Consider the following 26249-nt stretch of genomic DNA (forward strand, 5'->3'; position numbering starts at 1 on the left):
AGACACACGCCACGACCCGATAGATCGGGACGATCCAAAACCGATCCCCGACACCCGCCCCCGTCACGACCCCGTAGGTTGGGGTGAGCGCAGCGATGCCCAACAGACACACGCCACGACCCGATAGATCGGGACAATCCAAAGCCGATCCCCGACACCCGCCCCCGTCACGACCCCGTAGGTTGGGGTGAGCGCAGCGATGCCCAACAGACACCCGCCACGACCCGATAGATCGGGACGATCCAAAGCCGATCCCCGACACCCGCCCCCGTCACGACCCCGTAGGTTGGGGTGAGCGCAGCGATGCCCAACAGACACACGCCACGACCCGAAGATCGGGACGATCCAAAACCGATGCCCCGACACCGGCGGCATCGAGCTCGGCTGTACTTACTCTTCGGGGCCGAAGCAGGCGACGTAGTCGGTGCAGGCGCCGCAGCTGGGCGACTTGCACACGCGGATGTCGGCGCGTTCGCACAGCTGCAGGTAGAGGAATTTCTTCCACTTCATGTCCTGCGTGTTGCGCACCGCCAGCGTGGTGAAATGGTCATGCATGAGTGCGGACAGCATGCTGCGGTCCGGCAGATCCATGTCCTGCCACAGGTGATCGGCGCCGACACAGGCGGTGGCGACCGCGTGGGAGAGCCACAGATTGTCTTCGTCGGCCTGCGTGCGGTGATCCGCCAGCAGCGTCACCACGTCGTCGATCTCGATGGCTTCGACGAAGTCTTCCGGCGTGTCGAGCCACAGGTCCGGCAGCCATTCCGCTCCGGGAAAGTGCTGCGCCAGCAGGCGGCGCGTGGTCGCGGTGTCGAGGCCATACAGCGGCAGACGGTGCAGGCCATGCAGTCGCCAGCGCTGGCCGATCACGCCGGCCAGTGCGTGCGTCAGCCTGCTTTCCGGATTGCGTGCGAGGCGCATCAACAGACTGCGGAAACTGACGGCGCCGGGCCGCCGTCCGGAGACGGCACAGTCTTTCAACGATTCGGTGCGAGTGTCCATGTCGGTCTCCGGGATGCGTCGGGTCGCCGGATCTAGACTTCGGCCGGTTCGTGCGTGTAGCACTTCTTCGGGCACACCTTCGAACAGGCCTGACAGCCGATGCAATTGGCCTGGGTTCCGATCGTCATGACCTTTCTTTCGTACTCGTCGTCGTCATCGTCGTTCTCGGGATCGACCACGATCAGGTCACCGTCTTCGGTCATGCCGGCCAGCGCCAGCACGTTGTTGGCGCACACCTTGACGCAGCGCGCACAGCCGATGCAGTTGTCCTGGTTCAGCTTGCTGACGAATTTCGGAGTCCAGATTTCGCCGCTGGGCAGCGTGACGGAAAAGGTGGCCATGATGCTTCCTTCGATCAGGAGGTCCGTTCGGCAGCGCGATGTCGGTCACGCATCCGGACAGGCCCCGGGTGGTGTCGCGATGGCCGGGACCGTCGCGACGGACAGGACAGTTCGTGCTCAGGCCGTCGCGGCGGCCAGATCCTTGCGCGCCGCCATCAGCGACTGGTGCGCGTCGTACGCCGTCTGCGCCACGTCGAGGATCTTTTCCCAGTTGGTCGGCAGGTCTTCCGACAGATCGTGCAGATCCATCTTGGCCTGGGTCGCCCGCGCGTTGAGCTTCTTCACTTCGGCTTTCAGCGTTTCGATGTCAGGCATGGCGCGCTCCTCAACCCCAGTTGGCAACTTCGTTGTACTGGGTCACCATGCCGACGCCCTCTTCGACGTACTTCTGTCCCGCCTCGGCCAGCTTGGCATAGCTGGGGAAGCCGAATCGATGCGCGTCGCGCAACTGCTTGTTCACCGCGATCAGGCGACCGGCGATCAGCACCATGCGGCCGAAGCCCTCGTGCGACATTTTCATCATCGGCGTCACCATGACCTTGGTTTCGCGTTCGATGGTCAGTCCGACGGCGTTGAAGAACAGTTCGATGCGCCACAGCGTTTCCGGGTCCGGATCGCCCATCAGCGGCAGTGCGCGGCGCGCCTCGGCACTCAGGATGTAGGGCTCGAGCAACTGTGCATCGCTCTTGCCTTCCCACGCACCGTGCATGTCCTGCGCACGGAACTGCTTGATCAGCTCGCTCAGGAAGGGGGTTGCCAGTGCCGCACTGTCTTCGGCAGTGATGTCCAGGGTTTCAGCCATTTTGTTCAACCTCGTCTTCAAAATCGAAATCGCGCCGCGCGTCCTTGTCCAGTGCCTTGCGCAGCCACGGCGGCGGCGTACCGCGCAGCACTTCCTGCAACTTGTCCAGAATGTCCATGATGGGTTCCGGCTGATTCACCTTGATCGGGTGGATCTTGCTGGCCACCACGCGCGCCGCCGCCGAGCCGCCGATGGCGGCGACATAGACGATGGCGACGTCCTTGATCGCTTCGAGCTTGGGCGCGAGCTTGTCCTCGTCGCCGTCTTCGTCGAGCTTGCCGCCGAAGTCGAAACTTTCGAGAAAGTGGTAGCCGTCGCGGTCGATTTCGTACACCGCGAGGTGTTTGGCCCAGCCGAAGTGCGCGTCGACGCACTGCTTGTCCTGGGTGGCGAAGGCGATTTTCATCATCTGCTCCTCATGGTTTCGATCGATGGTTGGCGTCAGGCGCCGACCGCATCGGGTACGACATCGACTGCCGGGATGGCACTGCTGCCGCCACAGCCGCCGGTGCTGCACGATGTGGCTTCGGCGCCGCTGGCCGCGCGCCGGCTCTCTTCCGGCAGCGGCCAGTCCTGCGGCGTGTTCTGGTGTTCATCGGCGAGAAAGATGTTGGCCCAGCCGTTGATCAGTTCGCGCGTGCCGCGGTAGCCCACCATCAGCATGTGGGCGGCGCCCAGGCGGTCGAACATCGGAATGCCGACACGGTGCAGCGGTATGCCAAGCCGTTCGGCCGCCTGGCGGCCGTGCGAGTGGGTGATCAGCAGTTGCGCGCCGCCCGCCTTCGCCCGCGTTTCGAGATCTTCGAGGTCGCCCACCAGCACTTCGGCGCAGGGCACGCCTTCGAGCACGCGCGAATGCGTCGTGGTGACCGCAGCCACCACATGCGCGCCCATTTCGGCGGCGGTGGTCGTCAGCGCGTACAGCAGGTCGGGTTCGGCGGCGAAGGCCATGTTCTTGCTGCCGACCCAGAAGTGGGCGTCGAGCATCACGTCCTGCAGCTGGCTGCGCTGGCGACGGTATTTGTGCGGCACCGGTCTGCCCGACAGCTGCGACAAGTGCTGCAGGAAGTCGTCCACCGCGGCCAGCCCGGTCAGGCGGTCGAATACGCGGTAGGGCACGCCGCAGCGTTCTTCGATCGCGGCCGCCGCGGCGTCCATGCGCGCACCGACGGCCAGCGTGGCCCTGGCCGCGCCCAGCTGGCGCAGCGCGTCGGGCGTGGTGCCGCCGAGCGTGGTCGGCGTGAAATTTTCCGGAATGTGGCCGTCCATCGAGCCCGATATGTCGGGCATCACGCGCGCCTGCAGGCCGAAGGCCTCGATCATTTCGCGCAGTTCGTCGATGTCGGCCGGCGTCAGGTGGGCGCCCGGCAGCAGGTTCACCAAGTGATCGTCACGCACCTCGCACGGCTGCGCGAAGGCATCGACCACGGCCAGCACGGCCTTGCCCCAGCCGTCTTCGAAGGCGCCGACGTAATCCGGCGTCGACACGTAGACGATGTCGGTGCCGGCCAGCGTTTCGCCGTGCTTCTTGCGGATCAGGTTCAGATAGCCGTCGACGTCGTCACCCTTGGTTTCGGTGAGCCCGGTCGAGGCGATGGCGATCAGCGACGGATTGGCGCGCTTCTTGATGTTGAGGATGGCCTGCTCGATGTTTTCCAGGCCGCCGAGGATGGTGCTCACCTCGTTCATCGCCGTGGTCTGCATCGGGATCGCTTCCTTGAAGTGACGCACCAGCAGCACCAGTCCGAACGAGGTACAGCCCTGCGAGCCGTGCATCATGGGCATGCAGTTGTCCAGGCCCATGAAGGCGTAGCACGCCCCGAGCGGCTGGCTCATCTTCAGCGGATTGACCGTACAGGCCTTCTTCGAATCGATGACGGTAGCCATGGCGCGATCCTCAGGCGGCGACCACGTCCCAGGGCGCCGGCCGGCGCACCTGTTCCCAGATCGGGTTGTACAGCGCCTTGTCGATTTCGCGCACCAGATCGACCATGCCTTCGTAGCCGGCGTAGGCGTGGTGGCGTTCCTGGTTGATGTCCAGCCAGGGCATCTTCGCCTTGAGCGCGATGAACTGGCTGCGGCCACCCGACAACATGATGTCCGCCTTGGCGTCCTTGAGCATCGCGTACATTTCGCGCGGCGTCATGTCGTCGATCATGTGGGCGTCCTGACCCATCAGCTCCTTGATCTTTTCCTTGTCTTCCATGGTCGATTTCTTGACGCTGGTGCCGACGATTTCCAGACCGGCTTCCTGCAGCGCGGCGACCACCGACCAGCTCTTCACGCCGCCGGTGATCAGCAGCACCTTCTTGCCTTCGAGCCGCGGGCGGTAGGCGGCGATGCGTTCGAAGGCGCGCTTTTCCTCGACCGCGATCAGCGCTTCGGTGCGCACCTTCAGCTCTTCCGGCGCGCCCTTCTCGACCAGCAGGCGGGCGATTTCACGCAGCGTTTCCGACATGTCGCCGATGCCGTAGAACGAGCCTTCGAAGAACGGAATGTCGTAGCGCTCTTCCATCTTGCGCGCGATGTTGATCATCGACTTCGAGCACACCATCATCGCCGCCCTGGCGCGGTGACTGTAGGCGACTTCCCGGTAACGGCCGTCGCCGGAAATGCAGGAAAGGATGCGCACGCCGAGCGCGTCGAGCAGCGGTTTCACCTGCCACAGTTCGCCGGCCAGGTTGTACTCGCCGATGATGTTGATGTCGTAGGGTGTGACGAAGTCGGGCTCTTCGGTGCCGATCACGTAGTCGAGCAGCGCTTCGGCGCCGAGCTTGTTGCCGAGGTTCTTCGGGCCGACGAAGCCGGGTGCGTTCACCGGAATCACCGGCTTGCCGAATTTTTCGGTTGCCCGTTTGCATACCGCTTCGATGTCGTCGCCGATCAGCGCGGTGACGCAGGTCTGATAGACGAACACCGCCGGCGGGTCGTACTTCTCGATGATTTCCTTTACCGACCTGAACAGCCGCTTCTCGCCGCCGTAGATCACGTCCAGTTCATTGATGTCGGTGGTGAAGCCGGTGCGGTAGAGCTGCGAGGTGCTGGACGAGGAATTGCGGTTGTCCCACGAGTTGCCCTCACAGGCGATCGGTCCGTGCACCAGGTGGGCGACGTCGACGATGGGCTGCAGCGCGACCTTGGCGCCGTCGAAGGCACAGCCACCAGCGGCCGCGCCGGGCGACAGCTGCTTGGTGCAGCCCTTCTTCTTTTCCTTGGCCGACTTGTTCTGGTTGTGCTCGCAGGCGGGTTCTTCGAACACGTCCTGGATCTTGGCGGATACACGGGCATCCATTGCACACCTCCCATTCGGTCATGGCATCCGTCGCAGGCGACGGCCCTGCAGCCACTTGAGCAGGAATGATGCCAAGCCGCTGCAGCGCACAAAGCGGCCATCGAATCAGTGCAGTAGCGGCACGACGCCCTTCAGTCCGACAAACCGTGAGTGGTTTGCGACAAGGCTTTGTCGGGTTTGGCAGGTGTCGCGCCGGTGGCATCACTCGATGCCGTCCATTTTTGCCTTCTGATAAATGGCCGCCTGCAGGCGCCGTGCGATGCCGCCCGGGCTGGCGTCGAAGTCGCGGCTGGCCGCGTTGAGCGCGTCCTGCGCGATGGCCGATTCGGGCAGGGTCAGCGCGATGCGCCCGGCCATGTGCGTGGCCTGCGGCATGGCCCGCAGGATGGCCTGGCGGTTCGGGTGCTCGATCAGCGGCACCAGCTTCGTGGCTTCCGGCCGGCCGTCCAGGCATACGGCATCGTCGATCACTTCGACCTTGCGGCCGTCTTCCGTCGTCTTCACATGGATCGTCATTTCGCTTCTCCCGTCAGGATGGATTGCACACAGGGGTGTCGAAGCAGGAGGCGTGCCGCAACGGGAACGAAGCTTGCTCAGTGGTCGGCAGACACCTATCGACACGGAGGCAGGCATCATGCAGATCGGCGTAGACAGCCAGCGCGCGGTGGAAAACAAGCGCGTATTCGTGGTCGACAACGACGACGTCGTCAGCATGGCGCTGCAGTTCATGCTGGCAGACGAAATGGAAACCCATGTGCTGGCCGACAGCGCCGAGGCGCTGGCCAAGGGCCGCAGCGCGCCGCCCGACCTGCTGCTGCTCGGTGCCGGCGTGCTGGCGAGCGAAGGCGTTGACGTGGTGACGCGCCTGAAGCAAGGGCTGGGCGGCGTGAAGATGCTCGTCGTGTGCAGCGATGCCGACGACGAAGACGTCAGGGCGGCGCTGGCACTGGGTGCGGAAAGCACCTTGCTGCGGCCGCTCAAGGTGGAAACCGTGCGGCGCAAGGTCGACACCCAGCTGGGCCGTCGCACGCCACTCGAAATTCCGGTCGTGCTGCGCTGAGCGCCCGGCGATGAAAGTCCTGATCGATGCGCCGCACGTCGAGAGCATGATCGACGCCTTCCCGGATCTGGCGACGCTGCGCGAACAGCTGCGCTTCGGCAACCGGGTCGAAGTGCCGGTGTCGCGGCTGTCGGTCGATGCGCTGCGCTTTCTCGGCAAGCTCTACAGTGAGGCGGGGCCGGCCATGCAGGCGCGCGCTGCGCATCTGGCGACGCTGCAGCGCGCGCTGGAGGGCGACGGTCGCCGCTTTGCTGCCGGCGACCTCGAATCGCTGGTGCCGGCACTGGCGCGTCATCTCGCGACAGATGCCATCCGCGGCTGGCTGTCCACCGCCAATCTGATGACGCGGCCGCTGCCCTGGGTGGTCAGCCGGCTCGATTACACGCCGGCCGGCAACGACGAAACCGGCAAGGTGTTCATCGAGCTGAAGGCCAACGTGAAGGCCACGCTGGCAACCGCCGTCATCCGCATCTACGGTGCCGACGTGGTCGACCGCACCGTGGGCGAGATACTGGCCGCCAAGGGTTTCCTGAAAGAGACGCCGGAACTGATCGCCGCGTACGACGACACCATCGGCCGCTACTTCGACTGGCGCGGCCGCTACGGCGAACAGTTTTCCGGTACCGGCACCGGCTTCCACGCCGAAGATCCGGCTGCCAGCCACCGCGACACCGACTGGACGCGCAAGGACATCGTCGTGCTGTCGGCCAGTGGCGGTGCAGCGCGCCTGGTCAACGACGAAGGCATCCTGCCGGCGCGCACGCTGCTGCTCGACGCGCCGGGCGACATTCTCGGCCCGTATCTGCGCAAGGCGGCGAAGAGCAACCGCTACGACGCCGAAGAAGAGGTCGGTGCCTCGCGCGACGCCATGCCTGAAGGGCTGTTCTCGCAACTGCCGGTGCACCCCTACATCCTGATGTTCCACCTCGACCTGCATCACTACCTGTGGGTGCACGTCGAAGACATCTCGCCGTACGCCTATCAGCCTGCGCTGAAGCAGAAGCTGGTGCTGCCGCCGGAACAGACCGACCTGATCGACATCCTGACCGCCGAAATGGACGTGCTGATGGACGACATCATCGCCGGCAAGTCGGGCGGCACCACCGTGCTGTGCGCCGGTCCGGCCGGCGTCGGCAAGACGCTGACCGCCGAGGTGTATTCGGAAATCATCCGCCGTCCGCTGTACCGCGTGCACTCGGGCCAGCTCGGGCTGAACGTGGCGCAGATGGAAACCGCGCTGAAGGACGTGCTCACGCGCGCCCAGCGCTGGGGCGCGGTGATGCTGATCGACGAGGCCGATGTCTACATCAAGCGGCGCGACGACAACATCACGATGAACGCCGTGGTCGGCGTCTTCCTGCGCGTGCTCGAATACTTCAACGGCCTGCTGTTCCTGACCACCAACCGCGTCGACGACATCGACGAAGCCATCGTGTCGCGCTGCATCGCGCTGATCAAGTACATGCCACCCGACCAGGCGGCGCGCGCGCGCATCTGGCAGGTCATGGCGGCGCAGTTCGCGCTCGACATCGACGACGCGCTGATCGAACAACTCACCGTTCTGTTCCCCGCCGCCACCGGACGCGACATCAAGGGACTGGCGAAGCTGGCCGCCAAGTACTGCCAGCACAAGGCCTGCCTGCCCACGCTCGACGTGTTCAAGCGCTGCGCGATCTTCCGCGGCATGGACCAGGCGCACGAAACCGGAACCGCTTCCTGACCCACCTCATCTGAATGGAAACCACCATGGCACGCATCGGACTTTTCTTCGGCACCAACAGCGGCAGCACACGCAAGATCGCCAAGCAGATCAAGAAGCGCTTCGACGACGACACGATGGCCGAACCGGTCAACATCAACAAGGCGACGCCGGCCGACCTCGCCGCCTACGACTTCCTGATCCTCGGCACGCCGACGCTGGGCGACGGCCTGCTGCCCGGGCTGGAAGCCGAGTGCGACGACGAAAGCTGGGCCGAAGCACTCGACAAACTCAAGGGCACCAGCTTCGCCGGCAAGACGGTGGCGCTGTACGGCCTCGGCGACCAGGACACCTACGCGCACGAATTCGTCGACGGCCTGATCCTGCTGTACGACTTCTTCAAGGGCGCCGGCGCGAAGATCGTCGGCGCCTGGCCGACCGACGGCTACAAGTTCGACGTGTCGCAATCGATCATCGATGGCAAGTTCGTCGGTCTGGCCATCGACCAGGACATCCAGCCCGACCTCACCGCCGAGCGCCTCGACGCCTGGCTCAAGCAGATCGCCCCGGACTTCGGCCTGCCGCTCTGATCGCGGCCGATTGTTGGGCATCGCTGCGCTCACCCCAACCTACGCGGTGTCTCGTAGGTTGGGGTGAGCCGAAGGCGATGCCCAACGCCACAATGTCATTCAGATTTCGCCGTACCGCCTCCGTAGGTTGGGGTGAGCGCAGCGATGCCCAACATCCCGAGCCCCATGCACGTTCGATGCATTTATCATCGACGGATGCGCTACCGTCGTTCGTCCGCCCCTGGCGCGACCTTCTTCTTTACGCTCGTATTGGCCGACCGGTCATCCGGTCTGCTGCTTCGCCACATCGGGTCGCTGCGCGAGGCTGTTCGCGTCACGGCGTTGCATCACCCCTTCCACATCGATGCGGCGGTCATCCTTACGGACCATCTGCACATGTTGTGGACGCTCCCGGCCGGCGATGCCGACTACGCAACGCGCTGGATGCTGGTCAAGGCGGCCTTCTCGCGTGCACTGCCGCGCGACGAAAAGATGGACGCCAGCCGCCTCAGGAAGGGTGAGCGTGGCGTTTGGCAGCGGCGATACTGGGAGCACCTCATTCGTGATGACGACGATTTCGCACGCCACGTCGATTACATCCACTTCAATCCGGTGAAACACGGACTGGTCGAACGCGTCGCCGACTGGCCGCATTCGTCCTTCCACCGCTACGTCGAACGGGGCATTCTGCCCGCCGACTGGGGCGGTGACGGTCCGCCGATCGAAGGTCGGTTCGGAGAATGAGGCGAGGAGTCACGCGGGGTCACATTTCGATGTTGGGCATCGCTGCGCTCACCCCAACCTACGGAAAATCACGGAGTTCCCCACCCCGCCTCCGTAGGTTGGGGTGAGCCGCAGGCGATGCCCAACGCCACACCGTCATCCAGAGTTCCCACCCCGCCCCCGTAGGTTGGGGTGAGCCGCAGGCGATGCCCAACGCCACATCGTCATCCAGAGTTCCCACCCCGCCCCGTAGGTTGGGGTGAGCCGAAGGCGATGCCCAACACCACATCGCCGCCCGGAGGTCCCACGCCGCCCCCGTAGGTTGGGGTGAGCCGAAGGCGATGCCCAACACCGGCCGTGGCTTCGTCGTGATGCAAAAACGGGCTGCCCGGTTTCCCGGGCAGCCCGTCCGGACTGTTCTGAGCGGACCGGGGTTGCCCCCGGTGCCGGTGCTCAGCGGATGATGTCGTACGAGTAGTCGGTCTTGCCCGGAACGATGGTGTTCACATCGATGGACTCGAAGAACTCGTCCAGCAGCATGACCAGAACGCGCAGGCCGCCCTCGTAACCCCAGATCGGGTAACGGTGGTAGTGGTGGCGATCGAAGATCGGGAACACCATGCGGATCAGCGGGGTGCCGGTGTCGCGCTCCAGGTACTTGCCGTAGGTGTTGCCGATCAGGAAATCGACCGGCTCGGTGTAGAGCAGCGAACGCATATGCCACAGGTCGCGCTTCGGATACACCTTGCAGCCGGCACCGTAGGGCGACGCATCAAGCACTTCCTGAACCTTCTTCGCCCACTCCTTTTCACCGTTGGTGGCCAGGATGTGTGCCGGCTCCGCCCCGAGCTCCAGCAGGAACTCGGTCAGGCCGATCATCATGTCCGGGTCACCGTACATGGCATAGCGCTTGCCGTGCAGGTGGGCCTGGCTGTCGGCCATCGCGTCGACCAGCTGGCCGCGCTCCAGCTCGAGTTCGGCCGGGATCGGCTTGCCGGTGATGCGCGACAGTTCCATCAGGAACTTGTCGGTGCCGGCGACGCCGATCGGGCTGTGCAGCACGACGACTTCCTGGCCGTGTTCGGCGATGAACTTGCTGGTCTTCTCGCAGCAGTAGCCCTGGAAGATGATGGTTGCCTTGGCGTTCAGCGCGCGTTCGACGGTGGCCTTGGTGGTGCCGCCCTCGTACATCCGGAACTCGCCGTCGGTCGGTGTGTTCCACACTTCCGACGGATCGCACAGGATGTTGTAGTCGATGCCGAACAGACCGAGGATGCGCTTCATTTCCTTCATGTTGCCGACAACGAAACCATCGAAGCCGAAGATGAAGTTGATCGACTCGTCCGGTACGCGATCGAGCTTCGGTGCGGTGTCCGCCTTGCCGTCCCAGAAGTGGCGCAGGATGCCCAGCAGCGCATTGTCGTAGCCGGTGATGTGGCTGCCGACGAAAGCCGGGGTGTGGGCGAACGGCACGTCGAAGTCGGCCGGCACGCTGCCTTTTTCCTTCGACGTCTTGATGAAGGCGTTCAGGTCGTCACCGATGACTTCCGCCATGCAGGTGGTCGATACCGCGATCATTTCCGGCTTGTACAGGTTCAGCGTGTTGGCCAGACCGTCGATCATGTTGTTCAGACCGCCGAACACGGCCGCGTCTTCGGTCATCGACGAGGACACGCACGAAGTCGGTTCCTTGAAGTGGCGCGAGAAGTGCGAACGGTAGTAGGCAACACAGCCCTGCGAGCCGTGCACGAACGACAGGGTCTTGGCGAAGCCGTTGGCGACGTAGACCGCGCCCAGCGGCTGGCAGGCCTTGGCCGGATTGACGGTGAGCGCTTCGCGGGCGAAGTTCTTCTGCTTGTAATCCTCGGTCTTCGTCCATTCGACGATTTCCTGGATCTTGCTGTCGGCATGGTTGAACTCGAATTCGGACTTCTTGTCCGCGAGCATCTTCTGGTACTCGGGCTCGCGGAAGAGCAGTTCGTGGTCGAGAATCTTGTCGGCTGATTGAGGCATGGTTGATAGCTCCTTGATGTAGGGTGGGCCGGCAGCATCAAGCCACCCGGCCCGTCGACACGCGGGTCGTTCGTGGTGGGTTTCGGTGCCCTCAACCCACCCTACGTTTTGCTTCGTGCTTACTTCTTCCAGGGCGTCTTCGACAGGCCCCAGATGGGCGAGCTGATCGCCATGTCCATGTCGCGGGCAAAGATGGCAAAGCCGTCGTAGCCGTGATACGGACCGGAGTAGTCCCAGCTGTGCATCTGGCGGAAAGGCACGCCCATCTTCTGGAACACGTACTTTTCCTTGATGCCGGAACCCACCAGGTCAGGCTTCACCTTCTCGACGAACTTCTCGAACTCGTGACCGGTCACGTCGTCATAGATCAGCGTGCCGTCCTTCACGTAGTGCGTGGTGCGCTGGTAGTCGTCGTTGTGGCCGAATTCATAGCCGGTTCCGACCACTTCCATGCCCAGATCTTCGTAGGCGCCGATGACGTGACGCGGGCGCAGGCCGCCGACGAACAGCATCACCTTCTTGCCTTCGAGACGCGGACGGTACTTGTCGATGACGGCCTGCATCAGCGGCTTGTACTTGGCGATCACCTTTTCGGCGTTGGCCTTGATCGTGTCGTCGAAGTGCGCAGCGATCTCGCGCAGCGACTCTTCGATCTTGGTCGGGCCGAAGAAGTTGTACTCGACCCAGGGCACTCCGTACTTCTCTTCCATGTGCCGGCTGATGTAGTTCATCGAGCGGTAGCAGTGCAGCACGTTGAGCTTGGCTTTCGGGGTGTTCTCCAGCTCGGCGATGGTGCCGTCGCCCGACCACTGGGCGATCACGCGCAGGCCCATCTCTTCCAGCAGGATGCGACTCGACCAGGCGTCGCCACCGATGTTGTAGTCGCCGATGATGGCCACGTCGTACGGCGTCGACACGAAGTCGGGGCGCTTGTCTTCGGTCTTGTCGAACACCCAGTCGCGGATCGCGTCATTGGCGATGTGGTGACCGAGCGACTGGCTCACGCCGCGGAAGCCCTCGCAGCGCACCGGCACGATGGTGTGGCCGTCGTACTGCTTCGACTTCTTCTTCGACACCGCTTCGATGTCGTCGCCGATCAGGCCGATCGGGCACTCGGACTGCACGGTGATGCCCTTGTTCAGCGGGAACAGGTCCTGGATTTCATCCATGATGACTTCCAGCTTCTTGTCGCCGCCGAAGACGATGTCCTTCTCCTGGAAGTCGGAGGTGAATTGCATCGTCACGAAGGTGTCCACACCGGTCACGCCGATGTAGTAATTGCGTCGCGCCGCCCACGAATACTGGCCACAGCCGACCGGGCCGTGCGAAATGTGGATCATGTCCTTGATCGGACCCCACACCACGCCCTTGGAACCGGCGTAGGCGCAGCCGCGGATGGTCATCACGCCGGGCAGCGACTTGATGTTCGACTTGACGCCGCAGTCGGGCTTGCCTTCCTCGTGAACATTGAGGTGCTTGGCCCGCTTCTTGGCGGTCTTTTCCGGGTAGGCCTTCAGCACCTCTTCGATGAGAGCTGCGTTCTGGGCCTTCTTTTCGTCAATCGTCATGCTCATTTGAGTACTCCTGTACGTATCGAGAGCGGAGGGAGGAGAACCGTGGGGTCGCCGGCGGAGGCCGGGAGCCTGCGGGCTTTGCGACCCGCGGCTCCCGACCCTCGACTCTCGGTTTCTCAGGCGACTTCGGTTGCCTTCTTGCCGACCTGCGACTCGTCGATCTGCTTCATGATGCCGTGCTCCATCAGCAGGTCTTCGAGCTGGTCCATCGTGATCGGCGTCGGGATCGTGCCGTTGCCGGCGTTGGCGTGGATCTTCTCGGCCAGCGTGCGGTACTCGCCCGCCTGCTTCGAATCCGGTGCGTACTCGAGCACCGTCATGCGACGCAGTTCGGCGTGCTGCACGATGTTGTCGCGCGGTACGAAGTGGATCAGACGCGATCCGAGCATCTTGGCCAGCGATTCCGCCAGTTCGAGTTCCTTGTCGGTCTGGCGCTCGTTGCACACCAGGCCGCCGAGGCGCACGCCGCCCGAATTGGCGTACTTCAGAATGCCCTTGGAAATGTTGTTGGCCGCGTACATGGCCATCATTTCGCCCGACATCACGATGTAGATTTCCTGCGCCTTGTTTTCGCGGATCGGCATGGCGAAGCCGCCGCACACCACGTCGCCCAGCACGTCGTAGCTGACGTAGTCGACGCCGTCATAGGCACCGTTTTCCTCGAGGAAGTTGATCGAGGTGATGACACCACGGCCGGCGCAGCCGACGCCGGGTTCCGGGCCACCGGACTCGACGCAGCGGATGTCCTTGTAGCCGATCTTCATGACGTCCTCGAGCTCGAGGTCTTCCACCGAGCCGGCTTCAGCGGCCAGCGACAGGATGGTGTCCTGTGCCTTGGCGTGCAGGATCAGGCGGGTCGAGTCGGCCTTGGGGTCGCAGCCGACGATGAGGATTTTCTGGCCCAGATCCGACAGCGCGGCCAGTGTGTTTTGCGAAGTGGTCGATTTACCGATGCCACCCTTGCCATAGAAGGCGATTTGCCGAAGTTTTGCCATTTCGATGTCACTCCTGAGTCGATGAACAGTTGGATGCCGCCGACCGTTTGGTCTTTGGCGCTTACCGTGCCACCGGATGCAGCCCCTCGTGCCTTTATTGGTCTTCGTGGTTGCCACTGCGGCGAGTCATGGTCGGTGCGAGGTCACTTCAGCAACTGCCGTGCCACTCGCGTTCAACATCGACCAAAGCCATCGCACACGCCATTTCGTGGCGTCGATCGGTGGTCTGGCGAATGAACGGACGGATGTGACAAACGCGACATTCGACGCAGCGCTGTGCGGAATGGCCGGGTCGGCGCAAGGTCTGTCGTGAATGCTGCAAACGGCCTGCAGGCGGGCATTGGGCGCGCCCGGCGGCGAGCGGGTACGGCGCTTGCTCTATGCCTGCACTCACCTGCGTAACCGATGCCATGGAAACCCGCCCGCCTGCAGACAAGCCTGTCGCCCCCTCCGTCAGTTCAGCTTCTGCCGGCGGCAATCCCCACTTTGAGCGCATCGGTGGCGAAGCTGCGATCGAACGTCTGGTGGAGCGCTTCTATCACCACATGAGTACGCAGCCGGCGGCGGCCGGCATTCGCGCGATGCACCCGGCCGACCTGCGGTCTGTGCGCCAGATACTGGTGAACTATCTGGTCGAGTGGACCGGCGGTCCGCAGCGCTATTCGACCGAGCGGGGCCATCCGCGGCTGCGCCGCAAACACCTGGCATTCCCGATCGGCGCCGCCGAACGGGATGCGTGGATGGACTGCATGCGACAGGCGCTGCAGGAAGTAGTGACCGACGCCGCGTTGCGGCAGCAGCTTGAGCAGGCTTTTTTCAAGACCGCGGATTTCATCCGCAATGATCAGGGGAACCACCATGAGCATCACCATAGCTAGCTCCGCATTTGCCACGCTGGAAAACGAGAAGCGGATGCTCAACGCCGTCTTCAAGGGGCCGACCCACAAGGCGGATCGCGTCGGCTTCCGTGGCGACATCGCGCTGAAGTTCGCCCAGCAGTTCGCCGACGAGGCGCGCCCGCCCGAAATCAGCATGGACCAGGTGATCGCCGCCGCGCACGAAGGCGAGCAGCAGATTCCCTTCCTGACCGGCTTCCTGCTGTCGTTCGAATACCTGAAGCTGCTGGCCGACGTGCTCGGCGAGGCGCTGTCGCCGACCGGCAAGTACTTCCTGTTCTGCGACAACATCGACCTGTCGAAGAAGTACCAGGTGCAGTACGGCGGCGCGACCTTCTACATCCTGCCGATCGACGAAGCCACGGTGTACAACGAGCTGCTCGAACTGCTGTATCTGGAAAAGACCGAACTGAAGAAGTTCGACACCGCCGGCAAGGTGGATGCCGTGGCCGATGCCGCACTCAAGTTCACCGGCAAGTTTCCGGAAATCACGTTCGAAGAAGGCCTGAAGCTGATGGGCCCGATCCGCAACCTGTACGAGAACCGCCCGGTCTGACGCGGCGGCGCCCGGCGGCAGCGCCGGGCGCGTGCACAACCATGAGTCACATTGTTTTCTTCGAAAAGCCCGGCTGCGGCGGCAACGCGAAGCAGAAGCAGTGGCTGCTCGACGCCGGCCATACGCTGGACGTGCGCAGCCTGCTGGCCGAGCCTTGGACGGCCGATGCCCTGCTCGCATGGCTCGCTCCGCTGCCTGTCGTCGACTGGTTCAACCGCGCCGCCCCGCGCGTGAAGTCGGGCGAAGTCGTGCCGGAAGACGTCGATCGCGACACCGCGCTCGCGTTGTTGCTGGCCGAACCGCTGCTGATCCGCCGGCCGCTGCTGCAGGTTGGCGACGAACGCAAGGTCGGCTTCGATCCAGCGGTCGTCGACGCCTGGATCGGCCTCGACCGTCACGCGGCGCAGCGCTCCCGCGCGCAGTCGGAAGGTTGTGCCGCCGGCATGAGCGAAGGCGGTTGTGCGGCACCGTGACCGGGGCGGCCAGGTTCGACCGCCGCTGTTGGGCATCGCTGCGCTCACCCCAACCTACAATTACAGCTCGGCGCATTTCGTAGGTTGGGGTGAGCGAAGCGATGCCCAACAATCCCCCTCAAAAGAAGTACCGCCCGCTCAATCCGGTGTCATGTCCGGCTGCAGCACCACCTCATCCGGCAGGCCGTTGTCGTTGTGCTGCACGTCGATACCACCCAGCGGCGAGTACCCTTCGTCGCCCTCGAGCAGTACCGCCGCCTCCGGCGGCAATGCGCGCAGTTTCTCCATCAGTTGTCCGACATTCACGGCGGTGCCCCTTTTCCTTTCACGACAATCGAGACCACGCGACATGAATGCCACGACCACGCAGCAACGCTACTTCCTGACCTATCGCGGTGTGAAGCTGCCTCTTCAGTTCGCCGAAGAACTGGCAGCCGACGCGCTGAGCAACCGCAACACCTATTTCGTCGCGACCTACGATGACGCCGGGCGCATGTTGCGTTGCGAGAAGCGGGTTTACGGCGAAGTCGAAATGAGCCATGTGTATGCCTATGGCGACGATGGCCGGCTGGTGAGCGCCTGCATCACCATTGGTGACGATGAACCGCAGTGGATGCATTTCTGACGTTCGGGATTGTTGGGCATCGCTGCGCTCACCCCAACCTACGTGTCGGGCGGATGTTGTCGGGGTGGAGGCCGCACCGGGTGCCGCACGCCGGCAACGCGCCGGTTCGTAGGTTGGGGTGAGCGCAGCGATGCCCAACACCCGGCCTGCGCCCGACGTGCCGTCAATCGGTGCACGCGGTGAACGCGAACAGCGCGGGCTGCTCTTCGCGGTACACGCGCAGCCACATCAGCGTGGCCGGGGCGAGCGAACTGGCGGCGAACCACAGCGTGCCGTCTTGATCGGGCGCGCCATCCAGCACCCGGCGCGTGACGTCCCAGCCATCCCAGCCCAGTTCGGGCATCCGGTTGCGCGCCTCGGCGGGCAGCCCGTGCAGGCAGTCGGCGATGACCTTCAAGCGCCCGCACAGCGCATTACGGGTCAGGCGCGAGCGCTCGAAGTCGTCGCGTGCGAGCCCTTCGCCGAGGATGAGCACGTCGCCGCAGGCCTCTTCGAGGATGGCCAGCGATGCCGCACCGAACAGGGTATCGGCCAAGGCTCAGGCGCCGATGCGGTTCTCGAAGTTCAGCGCTTCGACCTTGCCGACGGCGCCGCACTTCACGCAGCGCCATGCAGCCGAAAAGGCCTGGCCGGTACAGGCATCGTCGTAGGTCTGGCGGCAGCCGACCTGGCCGCACTCGCAGCGGAAGGTCTGGCCGTTGCACTTGCCGGCCAGGCCGGTGCGGTTGCCCAGGCACAGGCCGCGTTCGGCCTTGATGAGGTCATAGCTCATGGTGTTCTTCCTGTAATCGGTTCTTGAGAGGTTCAGACGAAGCTGAGGATTTCCACCGTCACGTTCTCTTCGCCCATCTGGGCCTGACAGGCCAGACGTGACTTGGAACTGACGCCGACGATTTCGTCGAGCTTCGCGTTTTCGGCGCGCTGGATCTTCGACAGGCTCTTGCGTCCTTCATTGATGGCGACGTGGCATTCGCCGCATTTCGCTTCGCCGTCGCACTTGCTGACCAGCTTTTCGCCGGCGGCCAGGATGGCGGCCAGCAGCGTGGTGCCGGCGGCGACTTCACTGGTGCGTCCGGACGGCATGATGGTGAGGGTGGCCATGGTGTGTTTCTCCGTTTCTGTGAGGGGGTGGAAAGTCAGGCGGCTTCGCTGAGCGGTGCCATGCGGGTCGCAAATTCAGCCAGCGACATATCGATGCGGGTGATGTTCTGTTCGGCCAGGAATTTCGCTTCCATGCGCGTCGGCTCCTCGGACAGCAGCGCCCAGTGCGTGTCGCTCGAACGCTTCATGATCTGGCGTGCGAAGGTACGCGTGAGCTGGTCGTTGAAGCGGCAGCCGATGAACAGGAAGTGGCGGCCGGTGCGCAGCGCCTGGATTTCGGCCGGGATCGGTGTCTGGATGTCGATCTCCGTCAGCACCTCGACATAGTCGGAATCCGACACCAGGTAGTTGCCGGCCGGGTTGCTGCTGCCGATCGGCTTGTACAGGATGGTCTGCCAGTCCGGCGTGCGGTCGGGCACCGGATTGCCGTCGCTGTCGTACCAGCCGGTCCAGGTGCCGAAGTGTTCGGACTGCGACAGACCCTGCACCTCGCCCCACTTGACGCCAGCCGCCTGCAGCGCCGCCGCCATCGCTTCGTCGTACCAGGTGTCGACGATCAGCGGTACGCCGAGCGAAGCCAGCCAGCTGTGCATGGCCGAGTAGTGCGGCGCCGCGGCGAATGCCGTATTCATCTGGTCGACCAGCGTCTTGCGGTGCTTGAAGTTCTCGATGAACTGCGCCGCCTGGGTCAGCCGGCCGCGGATCTTGTGCGGCACCGACACCTTTGCCGTGAGCAGCGCGACCAGTGCTTCGGGCGAGCCCGGCACCGCGTAGTCGGGCACCAGCGACAGCACGTGCTGGCCCAGATAGGGCACGATGCGGCCTGCGCGCAGGCCCTGTTCGAGTTCGGCGGGCAGGTCGGTGAGAGTGCGGGTCATGATGGGTCCTTGAGCGATGCGTCGGGTTCAGTAGATGGCGGCGCCGGCGCCGACATTGGTCGCCGCGTCCTTCAGCGTCTTCACCACGAAGCGCACTTCGTCCTCTTCGATGAAGCCGTGGAAGGGCAGCGCCAGCGAGCGGTCGCCGATGCGGTCGGTGTTCTTCAGCTGGCCGCGTTTGTAGCCGTACTGCTGGTAGTGGAACTGGTGGTGCAGCGGCCGGCAGTAGGCGGCCACCTCGATCGCTTCGGTGTCGAGGTCCTCGACCAGCTGCGCGCGCGCGCTCAGCGTGAAGCGTTTGCCGAGGTGCACGACGTAGAGCATCCAGTGCACCTCGTCGACGTCCTGCGCCAGATAGGGCGGCTTGATGCCTTCGAAGGTCTGCATCTGCTGGTGGTACCAGACCTCGACCTGCTTGCGACGGGCGTGGATTTCATCGATGCGTTCGGCCTGCGCGATGCCGATGGCGGCGGCGATGTCGCTCATGTTGGCCGCCAGGGGCACGCGGCTGCCGACCGACACCGAATTGCGGTCGGCCAGCGCATGCGATCGCAGGTAGCGCAGTTCGCTGGCGAGCTTCGCATCGTCGGTCAGCACCATGCCGCCTTCGCCGCAGTTGAGCGCCAGCGGCTGCGAAAAGTCGAAGATGGACATGTCGCCGAAGGTGCCGACCAGCTTGCCCATGTAGCGTGAGCCGATGGCTTCGGTCGAATCCTCGATCAGCGCGACGCCGTGCCGGTCGACCAGTGCGCGCAGTTCGGCCCACGCCGCCGGATGACCATTGCAGTTGTTGGCGAGGATGGCGCGCGTGCGCGGTGTGATGGCGTCGGCCACGGCCTGCGGTGCGACGGCACCCGACCAGTAGTCGATGTCGGCCAGCACCGGTGTTGCGCCGGCATGCACGATGGCATTGGCCACGTGATGCCAGCTGTAGGCGCTGGCGATCACCTCGTCGCCGGGGCCGATGCCGAGCGCGCGCAGCGCCAGCCAGGCGCCCATCATGCCGCTCGACACGGCCACCGCGTACTTGCGCGCGTGCAGGTCGGCGAATACGGACTCGAAGGCCTCGACCATCGGACCGCCGGACAGCCGGCCCGAGCCCATGACCTGCGCCACCAGCTGCGCTTCGCGTGCGCCGAGATCGGCAATCGAAAGTGGAATCCAGTCGCTGTCCATGCGCGTCTCCGGCGTCAGGGGTTCTGCGTCAGCACGATGCCGTCGGCGACCAGCGGGTCGCTGGTCACCGACCAGCAATGGCCGTCCGTGTGCATCAGGAAGAGGTCGCGGTTGCCGATGTGCAGCGCCGGCGTTTCGCCACGCATGTCGAAGGCATCGACGGTCGAGGCGCGCAGGCCGGGAATCACCCGGCGCACGCCGTCGACCGCTTCGCGCAGGCTGCCCGCGGCAAGCGTGATGCGCGCCACCTGCGTCAGTTGTTCGGCGTCGAGTCCCATGTCAGTCGCGCCCTCCGGTGAGCCGGGCCTCGACGGTGATCGGCAGCCGCGTGTCGGCCGCCATCTCCGGCAGATCCAGCGTCCAGCCATTGGCCAGCGTGATCTGGCCGCCCCACATGTCCGGCCGTTCCATCTGCACGATCGGCTCTTCGAGGTCCTTCTTCGGCACGTAGAGCGACAGTTCTCCCTTGTTGCTCTTGCGGATCATCACTTTCATTGCCGGCTCCGTTCAGGATGGTTCATCGATGTTCAGTGGGTGGTCGCGGCGGGCGCGACCGATGGCTGCTGCAGTGCGAGCGAGGACAGCGCCTGCACGACGCGGGCGATCTGCTCTGCGTCGTTGCCACGGCCGAGCGACAGCCGCACGGCGCCGAGCGCATCGGCGGCCGGTACGCCCATCGCGCGCAGCACGTGCGAAGCTTCGCTGCCGCCTGACGAACAGGCCGCGCCGGATGAGGCGAAGATGCCCTGCCGTTCCAGACGGTCGAGCACGCGGTCGGCCGACTGCCCGGCGATCGCCAGCATCAGCGTGTTCGGCAGTCGCGGGGCCGCTGCGCCGAACACGGTCAGACCGGGCAGCGTTTCGCGCAGGGCGGCTTCGAGCGTGTCGCGCAGCGCGCCCAGGCGCAGCGCGTCCGGCTGCATCGTTGCGCGGGCTGCCCGTGCTGCCACCGCAAAGCCGGCAATGCCCGGCATGTTTTCGGTGCCGCCGCGCCGGCCGCGTTCCTGCTGGCCGGACAGCAACGGCGGCCAGCTCAGACCCTTGCGCACGATGAGCGCGCCGCAGCCTTTCGGGCCGCCGAACTTGTGCGCCGACATCGACATCAGGTCGGCACCCCAGCCGGCGAAATCGAGCGCCAGCTTGCCGGCCATCTGTGTCGCATCGACATGGAAGGGCACGCCGGCGGCGCGCGCCTGCGCAGCGATGTCGGCCACCGGCTGCAGCACGCCGGTTTCATTGTTGGCGGCCATCACCGACAGCAGGGCAGCCGGCTCGGCCAGCGCTGTCGCCAGCGCATCCGGCTGCAGCCGACCCTGAGCGTCCACCGGCAGCAGTTCGACCTCGATGCCGACTTCGCGCAGCCGCAGCGCGGCCTTCAGGAAGCCGCTGTGTTCGGTCGCCGACAGCAGCACGCGCGGTGCTGCGCCGGCACGGGCCAGTGCACCGCTGAGCGCGTGATGATTGGCTTCGGTGGCGCCGCTGGTGAACACCACCTCGACCGGCTGCGCACCTGCCAGCGCGGCCACTTCGGCGCGTGCCTGCGCCAGTGCGCCGCGCGCCTGCTGACCGAATCCGTGCTTCGACGAAGGGTTGCCCCAGCCGCTGCGCAGGCAGTCGGTCACCGCTTCGATCACTTCGGGCAGCGGCGGCGTGGTGGCGTTGTGGTCGAGATAGATCATGGCCAGAACACCCGTTGCGGGTCTTCGCACAGCACGTCGAGCAGGGTGTCCAGCCGGACGCCCTTCGAGTGCCTGACCCAGCTCGCACTTGCATGGTCGCGGCGGCTCAGCGTCCAGCCACCCGCCGAGCGCTGGAGCAGCGCGATGTCGATGACGCCGCCGTCCGGATCGACATTGCGCGAACAGCACGGACTGGTGACCACCCAGCCGTCGTCCGATGCCTGCACCTCGGGCCGCACGTAGCGGTAGCGCTCGCGCCGCTCCAGTGCGCGCAGCACGCGCCGGCGCAGCAGCTCGCTCTCCGCGACCACGGCGTGCGGTGCGTGCTGCGGCTGCCGGGCGGGCGGGCGGGGGCGCGGGTTCATGGGGCGGACGCGCGGCGGTCAGGCCGGCGCGATTTCCTCTTCCAGCACGCCGACCACGCAGGATCGCGGCTTGTCGTCGGCGCCCGCCGGGCCGTCGGCGAATTCGACCATGTAGACCGGCAGGTTGGCTTCTTCGTGATGCCCGATCTGGACGATTTCACCGGTGGCGCCTTCGGCCACCAGCAAGGCATCCAGCGGCACCTCCGGGTGCGAGCCGTCGTTGAACAGATCGGTCAGCGCGGTCACGCGCTGGCCCCATTCGAATTTCGCTTCGCGCATTTCAAACACGTTCGTCTCCCGCCTTGATGGCTGCCAGTTGTGTGACGCGGTCGCCGAGTATTTCGACCACGTGCGGCGGCAGGTTGTCGAGCGATACCAGCTCCCGACCGCGCATGCCGACGCGATGGCCGGTGCCCAGAAACTCGACCGCATAGATGTAGTACTGCTGCAGGAAGGTGCCGATCGACGTGACGAAGCCGACGTCGCCCTTCTTCGCCAGTACCTCGCCGATGTCCTTGCCGCAGTACGTTCCGTCGTTGCGGATCGTGAAGCGGCTGACCACCTTTTCGCCGTACTGGAATACCGGGTCGGCGGTCAGTTCGACCGTGTCGCTGTCGCGGCTGATGTCACTCATGCTGTGCTCCCGTCTGCTGGTCCAGTGTCTTCAGGCGCGCGAGCGCTTCTTCGCGCACCTCCGCCTCCTCGTCGCCATGCGCCATCAGGCGCGCCAGGTCGCGGCCGGCGCGCTGCGCCACTTCCCAGCGCACTTCCCACGCCGGGTCGTGCGCCATGCGGTACAGCTGCGCCACCGGCAGCCGCGCCACCACCTCGCGCCGCACCGCGATCTCGCGGTCGTCGCACATGCGCAGCAGCGCCGGCATGCCGACCCGCTTGACCGCTTCGAGGCGCACTTCCCACTCGCGGTCGTCGAGCATCCGCGGCACCAGCGCCTCGGGCAGCCGGCGCGCCACCAGTTTGCGCACGTAGTAGTCGTCGTCGCTGGCCATTACCAACAGCTCGCGCCCTTCCAGGCGCATCGCCACGCGGATGCGCACTTCGCGGTGCGGGTCGTTGCGCAGGCGCACCGCCTGCGCCAGCGGCAGACGCACGGCCACCGACAGGCGCACCGTTTCGTCTTCGTCGTCGATCAGCGGCTGCAGGCGGAACACGTCGGCCTGCCGGCAGGCGATGGCGCGCACTTCGAAATACGGGTGTGCCAGGTAGTCGTTGCTGACCTGCGGATTCCAGCGGAAGAAGCGATCGATGCGCTTGGCGTAGCGGTCCTGCACGCAGGCGTGGCCGCGCTCGCAGCGGATCAGTTCGCTGCGCGTGCCACAGGTCGTACAGTCGAGCGGTACGCCGTGCCAGTCGACCGGCGGGATGTCCTCCTCGACGCCGACCGGGTCCGTGGGTCCGGTGATCATCACGCCACCACCCCGCCCGTCGCGGCCACGTCGGGGCAATCTTCGTAGCCGATGTCGTCGCGTCCCATGCGGGCGAGCACGTCGTCAAGCACGCGATGACCCACCTTGTTCGCCGGATCGAGCTCGGCCAGTCTGGCGAGTGCGGCGCGACCGGTGTCGAGATCGCCCAGACGCAGGCTCAGATAGGCAAAGCCCTTGAGCGAAAACAGATAGAAGCGCGGCAGCGCCTCGAGTGCGCCAAAGCGTGCGTCCGCGCCCACCTGCCGCCAGTCGGACGGCAGCCCGAGGGCGGTCGACGCCATGGCGAGTGCGCGCAGCGAAATGGCGCGCGCGTCGTCCAGCCGGTTGCCGTAGAAGTGGAAGCGGTACAGTGCGATCAGCGTGGCCGGATGTTGCGGCGCCAGGGCGTGCGCCCGGTCGAGCAGCGCGAGCGCTTCATCGACCTGGCCCCGGATGAGGCCGGCGCGTCCGATCAGGCGCTCGGCTTCGGCGGGCAGGCCGCCGCCGAGTACCGCCAGATCGAAGTCGGCGATGTCATCCGCACCGATGTCATCCGCTCGTTTCTCCGACCACATCGCCGTACCCTCAGCCGCGCCGGATCGCGTCGATGCCGACCGACACGACGCCGGGCATCGCATGGCTGTCGCCATGACCGCTGGCGTGGCTGTGCGTGGCCTGCGTGCCGGTCGAGCTGCTGCTGCACGCGCACGGCGCCTGGTTCGGGTTGATGAAGGTGAGGCCGCTCTTGATCGGCGTGTCCGAGAAGTCGATCGTCACGCCTTCGAGCATCAGGCGTGACTCGGCCGGCAGGAACATGCGCACGCCGGACACCTCGACCACGGCGTCGCCCGCCTGCGGCAGGGCCTCGACGGTGAATTCCGAGTTGAAGCCGGAGCAGCCGCCCGCGCTGACCAGCAGCCGGAAGCCGGCGCCGTCGGGTTCGCCGGAAAAGCGCACCATGCGCGACATGAACTTTGCTGCTGCGGGTGTCAGGGTTACGTTTGTCATTTGTCTTTCCTCACGCTGCCAGGGGAAGAATGCAATGGTCGACCGGACATACCGCCACACATTGCGGCGTGTCGTAGTCGCCTTCGCATTCGGTGCATTTATCGGGGTCGATGATGAAGAGGTTCTTTTTTTCGCTGATGGCTTCGTTCGGACACTCCGGCTCGCAGGCCGAACAGCCGGTACAGAGGTCGGCAATGATCTTGAGTGACATGGTGATCTCCCTTCGGAAGTGACCGCGGCACGCCGCCGCGGTCGCGTGGGTCATCGGGTCATGCAGCAGCCGTGAAGGCACCCTGGCGGATCGATGCGTCGCCGCGCGCCTGGTGCACCGTTTCGCCGCGGGCGACGCGGCCGGTGTAGTCGGCGAACCACGACAACGCGGCCTTTTCGATGAATTCATCGACGTAGTTGTCGACCGGCTCGATGCCGGCGGTCTTCAGTTCGTCGCGCGGGCAGGCGCCGATCTTCGACACCAGCACGGCGTGGCAGTCGTTGATCGCGGTGACGATGGACGGCAGCTTTTCGTCTTCGCCGTAGCCGCCCTGGCAGAACAGGTCCACCCGGCGGTGACCGACGAACAGCGCCTCGCCGGCCGACACTTCGAAGATCTGGAATTCGTCGGCGTGGCCGAAGTGCTGGTTCACCCGGCCGCCACCGGTGGTGGCCACCGCGACCAGCACCTTGATGCCGTCGGCGGCGCCTGCGTCCTGCGTCGCGGCGAGCGCCTCGACCTTGGCGGCGTGCTGCGCCTGGCGTTCGGCCTCGACGCGGTCCTGGTATGAACGGCGACGATCGAGGTCGTACACCACTTCCATCTCTTCGATCTTGTCGAGCGTGAATTCCTCGCTGCGGTCTTCACCGAGCAGGCCGACCGCATCGGCGCGACACTGCCGGCAGTGCCGCATCAGGTTGGCACCGCCCATGCACGCGTCCTGCACCGCCTTAAGTTCCTGCGCCGTCGGGCCGCGCTGGCCGGTCAGGCCGAACACCGTGCCGTGCTCGGCTTCGGAGATCAGCGGCATGATGTTGTGCAGGAAGGCGCCGCGCTTCTTCACCTCGCGGTTCACCTCGATCAGGTGTTCGTCATTGATGCCGGGGATCAGCACCGAATTGATCTTGGTCAGCACGCCGCGCGCGGTCAGCATTTCCAGCCCCAGCATCTGCTGCTGGTGCAGGATGGTCGCTGCTTCGACGCCGGTGACGCGGCGGTGGTCCCAGAAGATCCACGGATAGATCTTGGCGCCCACTTCGGGGTCGACCATGTTGATCGTGATGGTCACGTGGTCGATGTTGTACTTGCAGATTTCGTCGACCAGCGCGGGCAGAGCGAGGCCGTTGGTGGACAGGCACAGCTTGATGTCCGGCGCCTGTTCCTGAAGCATGCGGAAGGTTTCGAAGGTCTTCTTCGGACTGGCCAGCGAATCGCCCGGGCCGGCAATGCCGAGCACCGTCATCTGCGGGATTTCGCTGGCGACCGCGACCACCTTCTTCACTGCCTGTTCCGGCGTCAGCTTCTGCGACACGACGCCCGGACGCGATTCGTTCGAACAGTCGTACTTGCGGTTGCAGTAGTTGCACTGGATGTTGCAGGCCGGCGCCACGGCGACGTGCATGCGGGCGTAGTGGTGATGCGCTTCTTCCGAATAACAGGGGTGATTCTTGACCTTGTTCCACACGTCGGCCGGCATGTCGTCCGGACCGTCGGACGTGCCGCAACTGGCCTTGCCTTCACCGCCGGAGGTACCGCAGCCGGCGTGGGCGGGCGCTTCGACCGGTTCGGCCAGCGCATTGCGGTTGGATTTCAGGGCATCCAGGCTGACGTAACTCGCTGCTGCACTTTGCATGACGAAACTCCTTGTTCTGCTGATGCGCCAATGGGCAATCAGGGCGATCCGGGCGAATGGGGCTGGCAAGGTTCGTTTAGCCATTTCCGTGCCAACGACGGTTTTCCTTTTCATTCAATTGCTTGGCCTGCCTCACCCGGGGTGGCCGGAACCT

37 protein-coding genes are annotated in these 26249 nt (G+C 64.9%); 9 read left to right on the top strand and 28 right to left on the bottom strand.

Annotated elements, in window-relative coordinates:
* Window positions 1-390: 390 nt before the first annotated feature.
* The 8 genes from Q8Q80_RS05615 to Q8Q80_RS05650 all read right to left on the bottom strand — a co-directional run bounded on the left by Q8Q80_RS05615 (window position 391) and on the right by Q8Q80_RS05650 (window position 5953).
* Window positions 391-1002, bottom strand: a complete 612-nt coding sequence (locus tag Q8Q80_RS05615; protein ID WP_305631986.1) for a nitrogen fixation protein NifQ — start codon at window positions 1000-1002, stop codon at window positions 391-393.
* 32 nt (window positions 1003-1034) lie between these two features.
* The gene (gene fdxB, locus Q8Q80_RS05620; RefSeq protein WP_305613780.1) at window positions 1035-1343 is read right to left on the bottom strand and encodes a ferredoxin III, nif-specific; all 309 of its coding nucleotides are present in this window, start codon (window positions 1341-1343) and stop codon (window positions 1035-1037) included.
* Between the two features lie 117 nt (window positions 1344-1460).
* Window positions 1461-1658 (bottom strand): CCE_0567 family metalloprotein, encoded by a 198-nt coding sequence (locus tag Q8Q80_RS05625; RefSeq protein WP_257080224.1) that lies wholly within the window; start codon window positions 1656-1658, stop codon window positions 1461-1463.
* A 10-nt stretch (window positions 1659-1668) separates the two neighbouring features.
* Window positions 1669-2145 carry a NifX-associated nitrogen fixation protein gene (locus Q8Q80_RS05630; RefSeq protein ID WP_305631987.1) on the bottom strand — a complete coding sequence of 159 codons (477 nt, stop codon included), beginning with the start codon at window positions 2143-2145 and terminating at the stop codon, window positions 1669-1671.
* A complete protein-coding gene (gene nifX / locus Q8Q80_RS05635) occupies window positions 2138-2551 on the bottom strand; it encodes a nitrogen fixation protein NifX (protein ID WP_069040494.1) in 414 nt (137 codons plus the stop codon). Before nifX ends, Q8Q80_RS05630 begins: the two co-directional genes overlap by 8 nt.
* A gap of 35 nt (window positions 2552-2586) precedes the next feature.
* Window positions 2587-4032, bottom strand: coding sequence for a nitrogenase iron-molybdenum cofactor biosynthesis protein NifN (nifN, locus tag Q8Q80_RS05640; RefSeq protein WP_305631988.1), 1446 nt, complete (start codon window positions 4030-4032; stop codon window positions 2587-2589).
* A 10-nt stretch (window positions 4033-4042) separates the two neighbouring features.
* On the bottom strand, window positions 4043-5437 hold the full coding sequence (gene nifE / locus Q8Q80_RS05645; RefSeq protein ID WP_305631989.1) for a nitrogenase iron-molybdenum cofactor biosynthesis protein NifE: 1395 nt from the start codon (window positions 5435-5437) through the stop codon (window positions 4043-4045).
* Window positions 5438-5638: 201 nt separating this feature from the next.
* Window positions 5639-5953, bottom strand: coding sequence for a hypothetical protein (locus Q8Q80_RS05650; protein WP_305631990.1), 315 nt, complete (start codon window positions 5951-5953; stop codon window positions 5639-5641).
* A 118-nt stretch (window positions 5954-6071) separates the two neighbouring features.
* Between Q8Q80_RS05650 and Q8Q80_RS05655 the strand changes: the two genes are divergently transcribed.
* The 4 genes from Q8Q80_RS05655 (at window position 6072) to Q8Q80_RS05670 (ending at window position 9509) form a co-directional block, all read left to right on the top strand.
* Window positions 6072-6497: a response regulator gene (locus tag Q8Q80_RS05655; RefSeq protein ID WP_305631991.1), complete on the top strand. Its 426-nt coding sequence runs from the start codon at window positions 6072-6074 to the stop codon at window positions 6495-6497.
* Between the two features lie 10 nt (window positions 6498-6507).
* A complete protein-coding gene (locus Q8Q80_RS05660; RefSeq protein ID WP_305631992.1) occupies window positions 6508-8217 on the top strand; it encodes an AAA family ATPase in 1710 nt (569 codons plus the stop codon).
* A 26-nt stretch (window positions 8218-8243) separates the two neighbouring features.
* Window positions 8244-8786, top strand: a complete 543-nt coding sequence (locus Q8Q80_RS05665) for a flavodoxin (protein ID WP_305631993.1) — start codon at window positions 8244-8246, stop codon at window positions 8784-8786.
* Between the two features lie 144 nt (window positions 8787-8930).
* A complete protein-coding gene (locus tag Q8Q80_RS05670) occupies window positions 8931-9509 on the top strand; it encodes a transposase (protein WP_305631994.1) in 579 nt (192 codons plus the stop codon).
* Window positions 9510-9941: 432 nt separating this feature from the next.
* Here Q8Q80_RS05670 and nifK read toward each other — a convergent pair whose 3' ends face one another.
* From nifK to nifH, 3 genes are all read right to left on the bottom strand, one after another.
* On the bottom strand, window positions 9942-11501 hold the full coding sequence (gene nifK / locus Q8Q80_RS05675) for a nitrogenase molybdenum-iron protein subunit beta (RefSeq protein WP_305631995.1): 1560 nt from the start codon (window positions 11499-11501) through the stop codon (window positions 9942-9944).
* 119 nt (window positions 11502-11620) lie between these two features.
* Complete coding sequence (gene nifD, locus Q8Q80_RS05680; RefSeq protein WP_305615504.1) at window positions 11621-13075, bottom strand: nitrogenase molybdenum-iron protein alpha chain; 1455 nt, start codon at window positions 13073-13075, stop codon at window positions 11621-11623.
* Between the two features lie 116 nt (window positions 13076-13191).
* Window positions 13192-14070 carry a nitrogenase iron protein gene (gene nifH / locus Q8Q80_RS05685; RefSeq protein WP_069038340.1) on the bottom strand — a complete coding sequence of 293 codons (879 nt, stop codon included), beginning with the start codon at window positions 14068-14070 and terminating at the stop codon, window positions 13192-13194.
* Between the two features lie 76 nt (window positions 14071-14146).
* On the opposite strand from nifH, the gene Q8Q80_RS05690 reads away from it, so the two are divergent.
* The 4 genes from Q8Q80_RS05690 (at window position 14147) to Q8Q80_RS05705 (ending at window position 15995) form a co-directional block, all read left to right on the top strand.
* Complete coding sequence (locus Q8Q80_RS05690) at window positions 14147-14383, top strand: hypothetical protein (protein WP_305631996.1); 237 nt, start codon at window positions 14147-14149, stop codon at window positions 14381-14383.
* Between the two features lie 67 nt (window positions 14384-14450).
* A complete protein-coding gene (locus Q8Q80_RS05695; RefSeq protein WP_371132705.1) occupies window positions 14451-14948 on the top strand; it encodes a group II truncated hemoglobin in 498 nt (165 codons plus the stop codon).
* Window positions 14929-15522, top strand: coding sequence for a hypothetical protein (locus tag Q8Q80_RS05700; RefSeq protein WP_069038339.1), 594 nt, complete (start codon window positions 14929-14931; stop codon window positions 15520-15522). The genes Q8Q80_RS05695 and Q8Q80_RS05700 overlap by 20 nt, the downstream gene beginning before the upstream one ends.
* Window positions 15523-15563: 41 nt before the next feature.
* Window positions 15564-15995, top strand: coding sequence for an ArsC/Spx/MgsR family protein (locus tag Q8Q80_RS05705; RefSeq protein WP_305631997.1), 432 nt, complete (start codon window positions 15564-15566; stop codon window positions 15993-15995).
* Window positions 15996-16133: 138 nt separating this feature from the next.
* Here the strand turns inward: Q8Q80_RS05705 and Q8Q80_RS05710 are convergent, their stop codons facing one another.
* On the bottom strand, window positions 16134-16301 hold the full coding sequence (locus Q8Q80_RS05710; RefSeq protein ID WP_305631998.1) for a hypothetical protein: 168 nt from the start codon (window positions 16299-16301) through the stop codon (window positions 16134-16136).
* 43 nt (window positions 16302-16344) lie between these two features.
* Here Q8Q80_RS05710 and Q8Q80_RS05715 point away from each other — a divergent pair, with 43 nt between their 5' ends.
* The gene (locus tag Q8Q80_RS05715; RefSeq protein ID WP_305631999.1) at window positions 16345-16620 is read left to right on the top strand and encodes a DUF6156 family protein; all 276 of its coding nucleotides are present in this window, start codon (window positions 16345-16347) and stop codon (window positions 16618-16620) included.
* 163 nt (window positions 16621-16783) lie between these two features.
* Here Q8Q80_RS05715 and Q8Q80_RS05720 read toward each other — a convergent pair whose 3' ends face one another.
* Genes Q8Q80_RS05720 through nifB form a run of 16 tightly spaced genes read right to left on the bottom strand, consistent with a single transcriptional unit; the run spans window position 16784 to window position 26095 of the window.
* On the bottom strand, window positions 16784-17155 hold the full coding sequence (locus tag Q8Q80_RS05720; protein ID WP_305632000.1) for a hypothetical protein: 372 nt from the start codon (window positions 17153-17155) through the stop codon (window positions 16784-16786).
* A gap of 3 nt (window positions 17156-17158) precedes the next feature.
* The gene (locus tag Q8Q80_RS05725; RefSeq protein ID WP_305632001.1) at window positions 17159-17392 is read right to left on the bottom strand and encodes a hypothetical protein; all 234 of its coding nucleotides are present in this window, start codon (window positions 17390-17392) and stop codon (window positions 17159-17161) included.
* A gap of 32 nt (window positions 17393-17424) precedes the next feature.
* A complete protein-coding gene (locus Q8Q80_RS05730; protein WP_257092551.1) occupies window positions 17425-17721 on the bottom strand; it encodes a (2Fe-2S)-binding protein in 297 nt (98 codons plus the stop codon).
* 35 nt (window positions 17722-17756) lie between these two features.
* A complete protein-coding gene (locus Q8Q80_RS05735) occupies window positions 17757-18599 on the bottom strand; it encodes an SIR2 family protein (RefSeq protein ID WP_305632002.1) in 843 nt (280 codons plus the stop codon).
* A 27-nt stretch (window positions 18600-18626) separates the two neighbouring features.
* On the bottom strand, window positions 18627-19775 hold the full coding sequence (locus tag Q8Q80_RS05740; RefSeq protein WP_305632003.1) for a DegT/DnrJ/EryC1/StrS aminotransferase family protein: 1149 nt from the start codon (window positions 19773-19775) through the stop codon (window positions 18627-18629).
* A gap of 14 nt (window positions 19776-19789) precedes the next feature.
* A complete protein-coding gene (locus tag Q8Q80_RS05745) occupies window positions 19790-20053 on the bottom strand; it encodes a hypothetical protein (protein WP_305632004.1) in 264 nt (87 codons plus the stop codon).
* A 1-nt stretch (window position 20054) separates the two neighbouring features.
* Window positions 20055-20270: a putative nitrogen fixation protein NifT gene (nifT, locus tag Q8Q80_RS05750; protein ID WP_305632005.1), complete on the bottom strand. Its 216-nt coding sequence runs from the start codon at window positions 20268-20270 to the stop codon at window positions 20055-20057.
* A gap of 32 nt (window positions 20271-20302) precedes the next feature.
* Window positions 20303-21454 (bottom strand): cysteine desulfurase family protein, encoded by a 1152-nt coding sequence (locus tag Q8Q80_RS05755; protein ID WP_305632006.1) that lies wholly within the window; start codon window positions 21452-21454, stop codon window positions 20303-20305.
* Window positions 21451-21819, bottom strand: coding sequence for a hypothetical protein (locus tag Q8Q80_RS05760; RefSeq protein ID WP_305632007.1), 369 nt, complete (start codon window positions 21817-21819; stop codon window positions 21451-21453). Before Q8Q80_RS05760 ends, Q8Q80_RS05755 begins: the two co-directional genes overlap by 4 nt.
* 18 nt (window positions 21820-21837) lie before the next feature.
* Window positions 21838-22098, bottom strand: a complete 261-nt coding sequence (locus Q8Q80_RS05765; RefSeq protein ID WP_305632043.1) for a nitrogen fixation protein NifZ — start codon at window positions 22096-22098, stop codon at window positions 21838-21840.
* Between the two features lies 1 nt (window position 22099).
* Window positions 22100-22453 (bottom strand): nitrogen fixation protein NifZ, encoded by a 354-nt coding sequence (locus tag Q8Q80_RS05770; RefSeq protein WP_305632008.1) that lies wholly within the window; start codon window positions 22451-22453, stop codon window positions 22100-22102.
* Entirely contained in the window at window positions 22446-23243 is a 798-nt protein-coding gene (locus tag Q8Q80_RS05775; RefSeq protein WP_305632009.1) for a 4Fe4S-binding leucine-rich repeat protein, read from the bottom strand. The genes Q8Q80_RS05770 and Q8Q80_RS05775 overlap by 8 nt, the downstream gene beginning before the upstream one ends.
* The gene (locus Q8Q80_RS05780) at window positions 23243-23818 is read right to left on the bottom strand and encodes a tetratricopeptide repeat protein (RefSeq protein ID WP_305632010.1); all 576 of its coding nucleotides are present in this window, start codon (window positions 23816-23818) and stop codon (window positions 23243-23245) included. The genes Q8Q80_RS05775 and Q8Q80_RS05780 overlap by 1 nt, the downstream gene beginning before the upstream one ends.
* 10 nt (window positions 23819-23828) lie before the next feature.
* Window positions 23829-24251 carry an iron-sulfur cluster assembly accessory protein gene (locus tag Q8Q80_RS05785; protein ID WP_305632011.1) on the bottom strand — a complete coding sequence of 141 codons (423 nt, stop codon included), beginning with the start codon at window positions 24249-24251 and terminating at the stop codon, window positions 23829-23831.
* A gap of 10 nt (window positions 24252-24261) precedes the next feature.
* Window positions 24262-24462: a 4Fe-4S binding protein gene (locus Q8Q80_RS05790; RefSeq protein ID WP_305615595.1), complete on the bottom strand. Its 201-nt coding sequence runs from the start codon at window positions 24460-24462 to the stop codon at window positions 24262-24264.
* Window positions 24463-24520: 58 nt separating this feature from the next.
* Entirely contained in the window at window positions 24521-26095 is a 1575-nt protein-coding gene (nifB, locus tag Q8Q80_RS05795) for a nitrogenase cofactor biosynthesis protein NifB (protein ID WP_305632012.1), read from the bottom strand.
* Window positions 26096-26249 lie beyond the last annotated feature (154 nt).

Source organism: Methyloversatilis sp., assembly GCF_030698125.1.
GTDB lineage: Bacteria > Pseudomonadota > Gammaproteobacteria > Burkholderiales > Rhodocyclaceae > Methyloversatilis.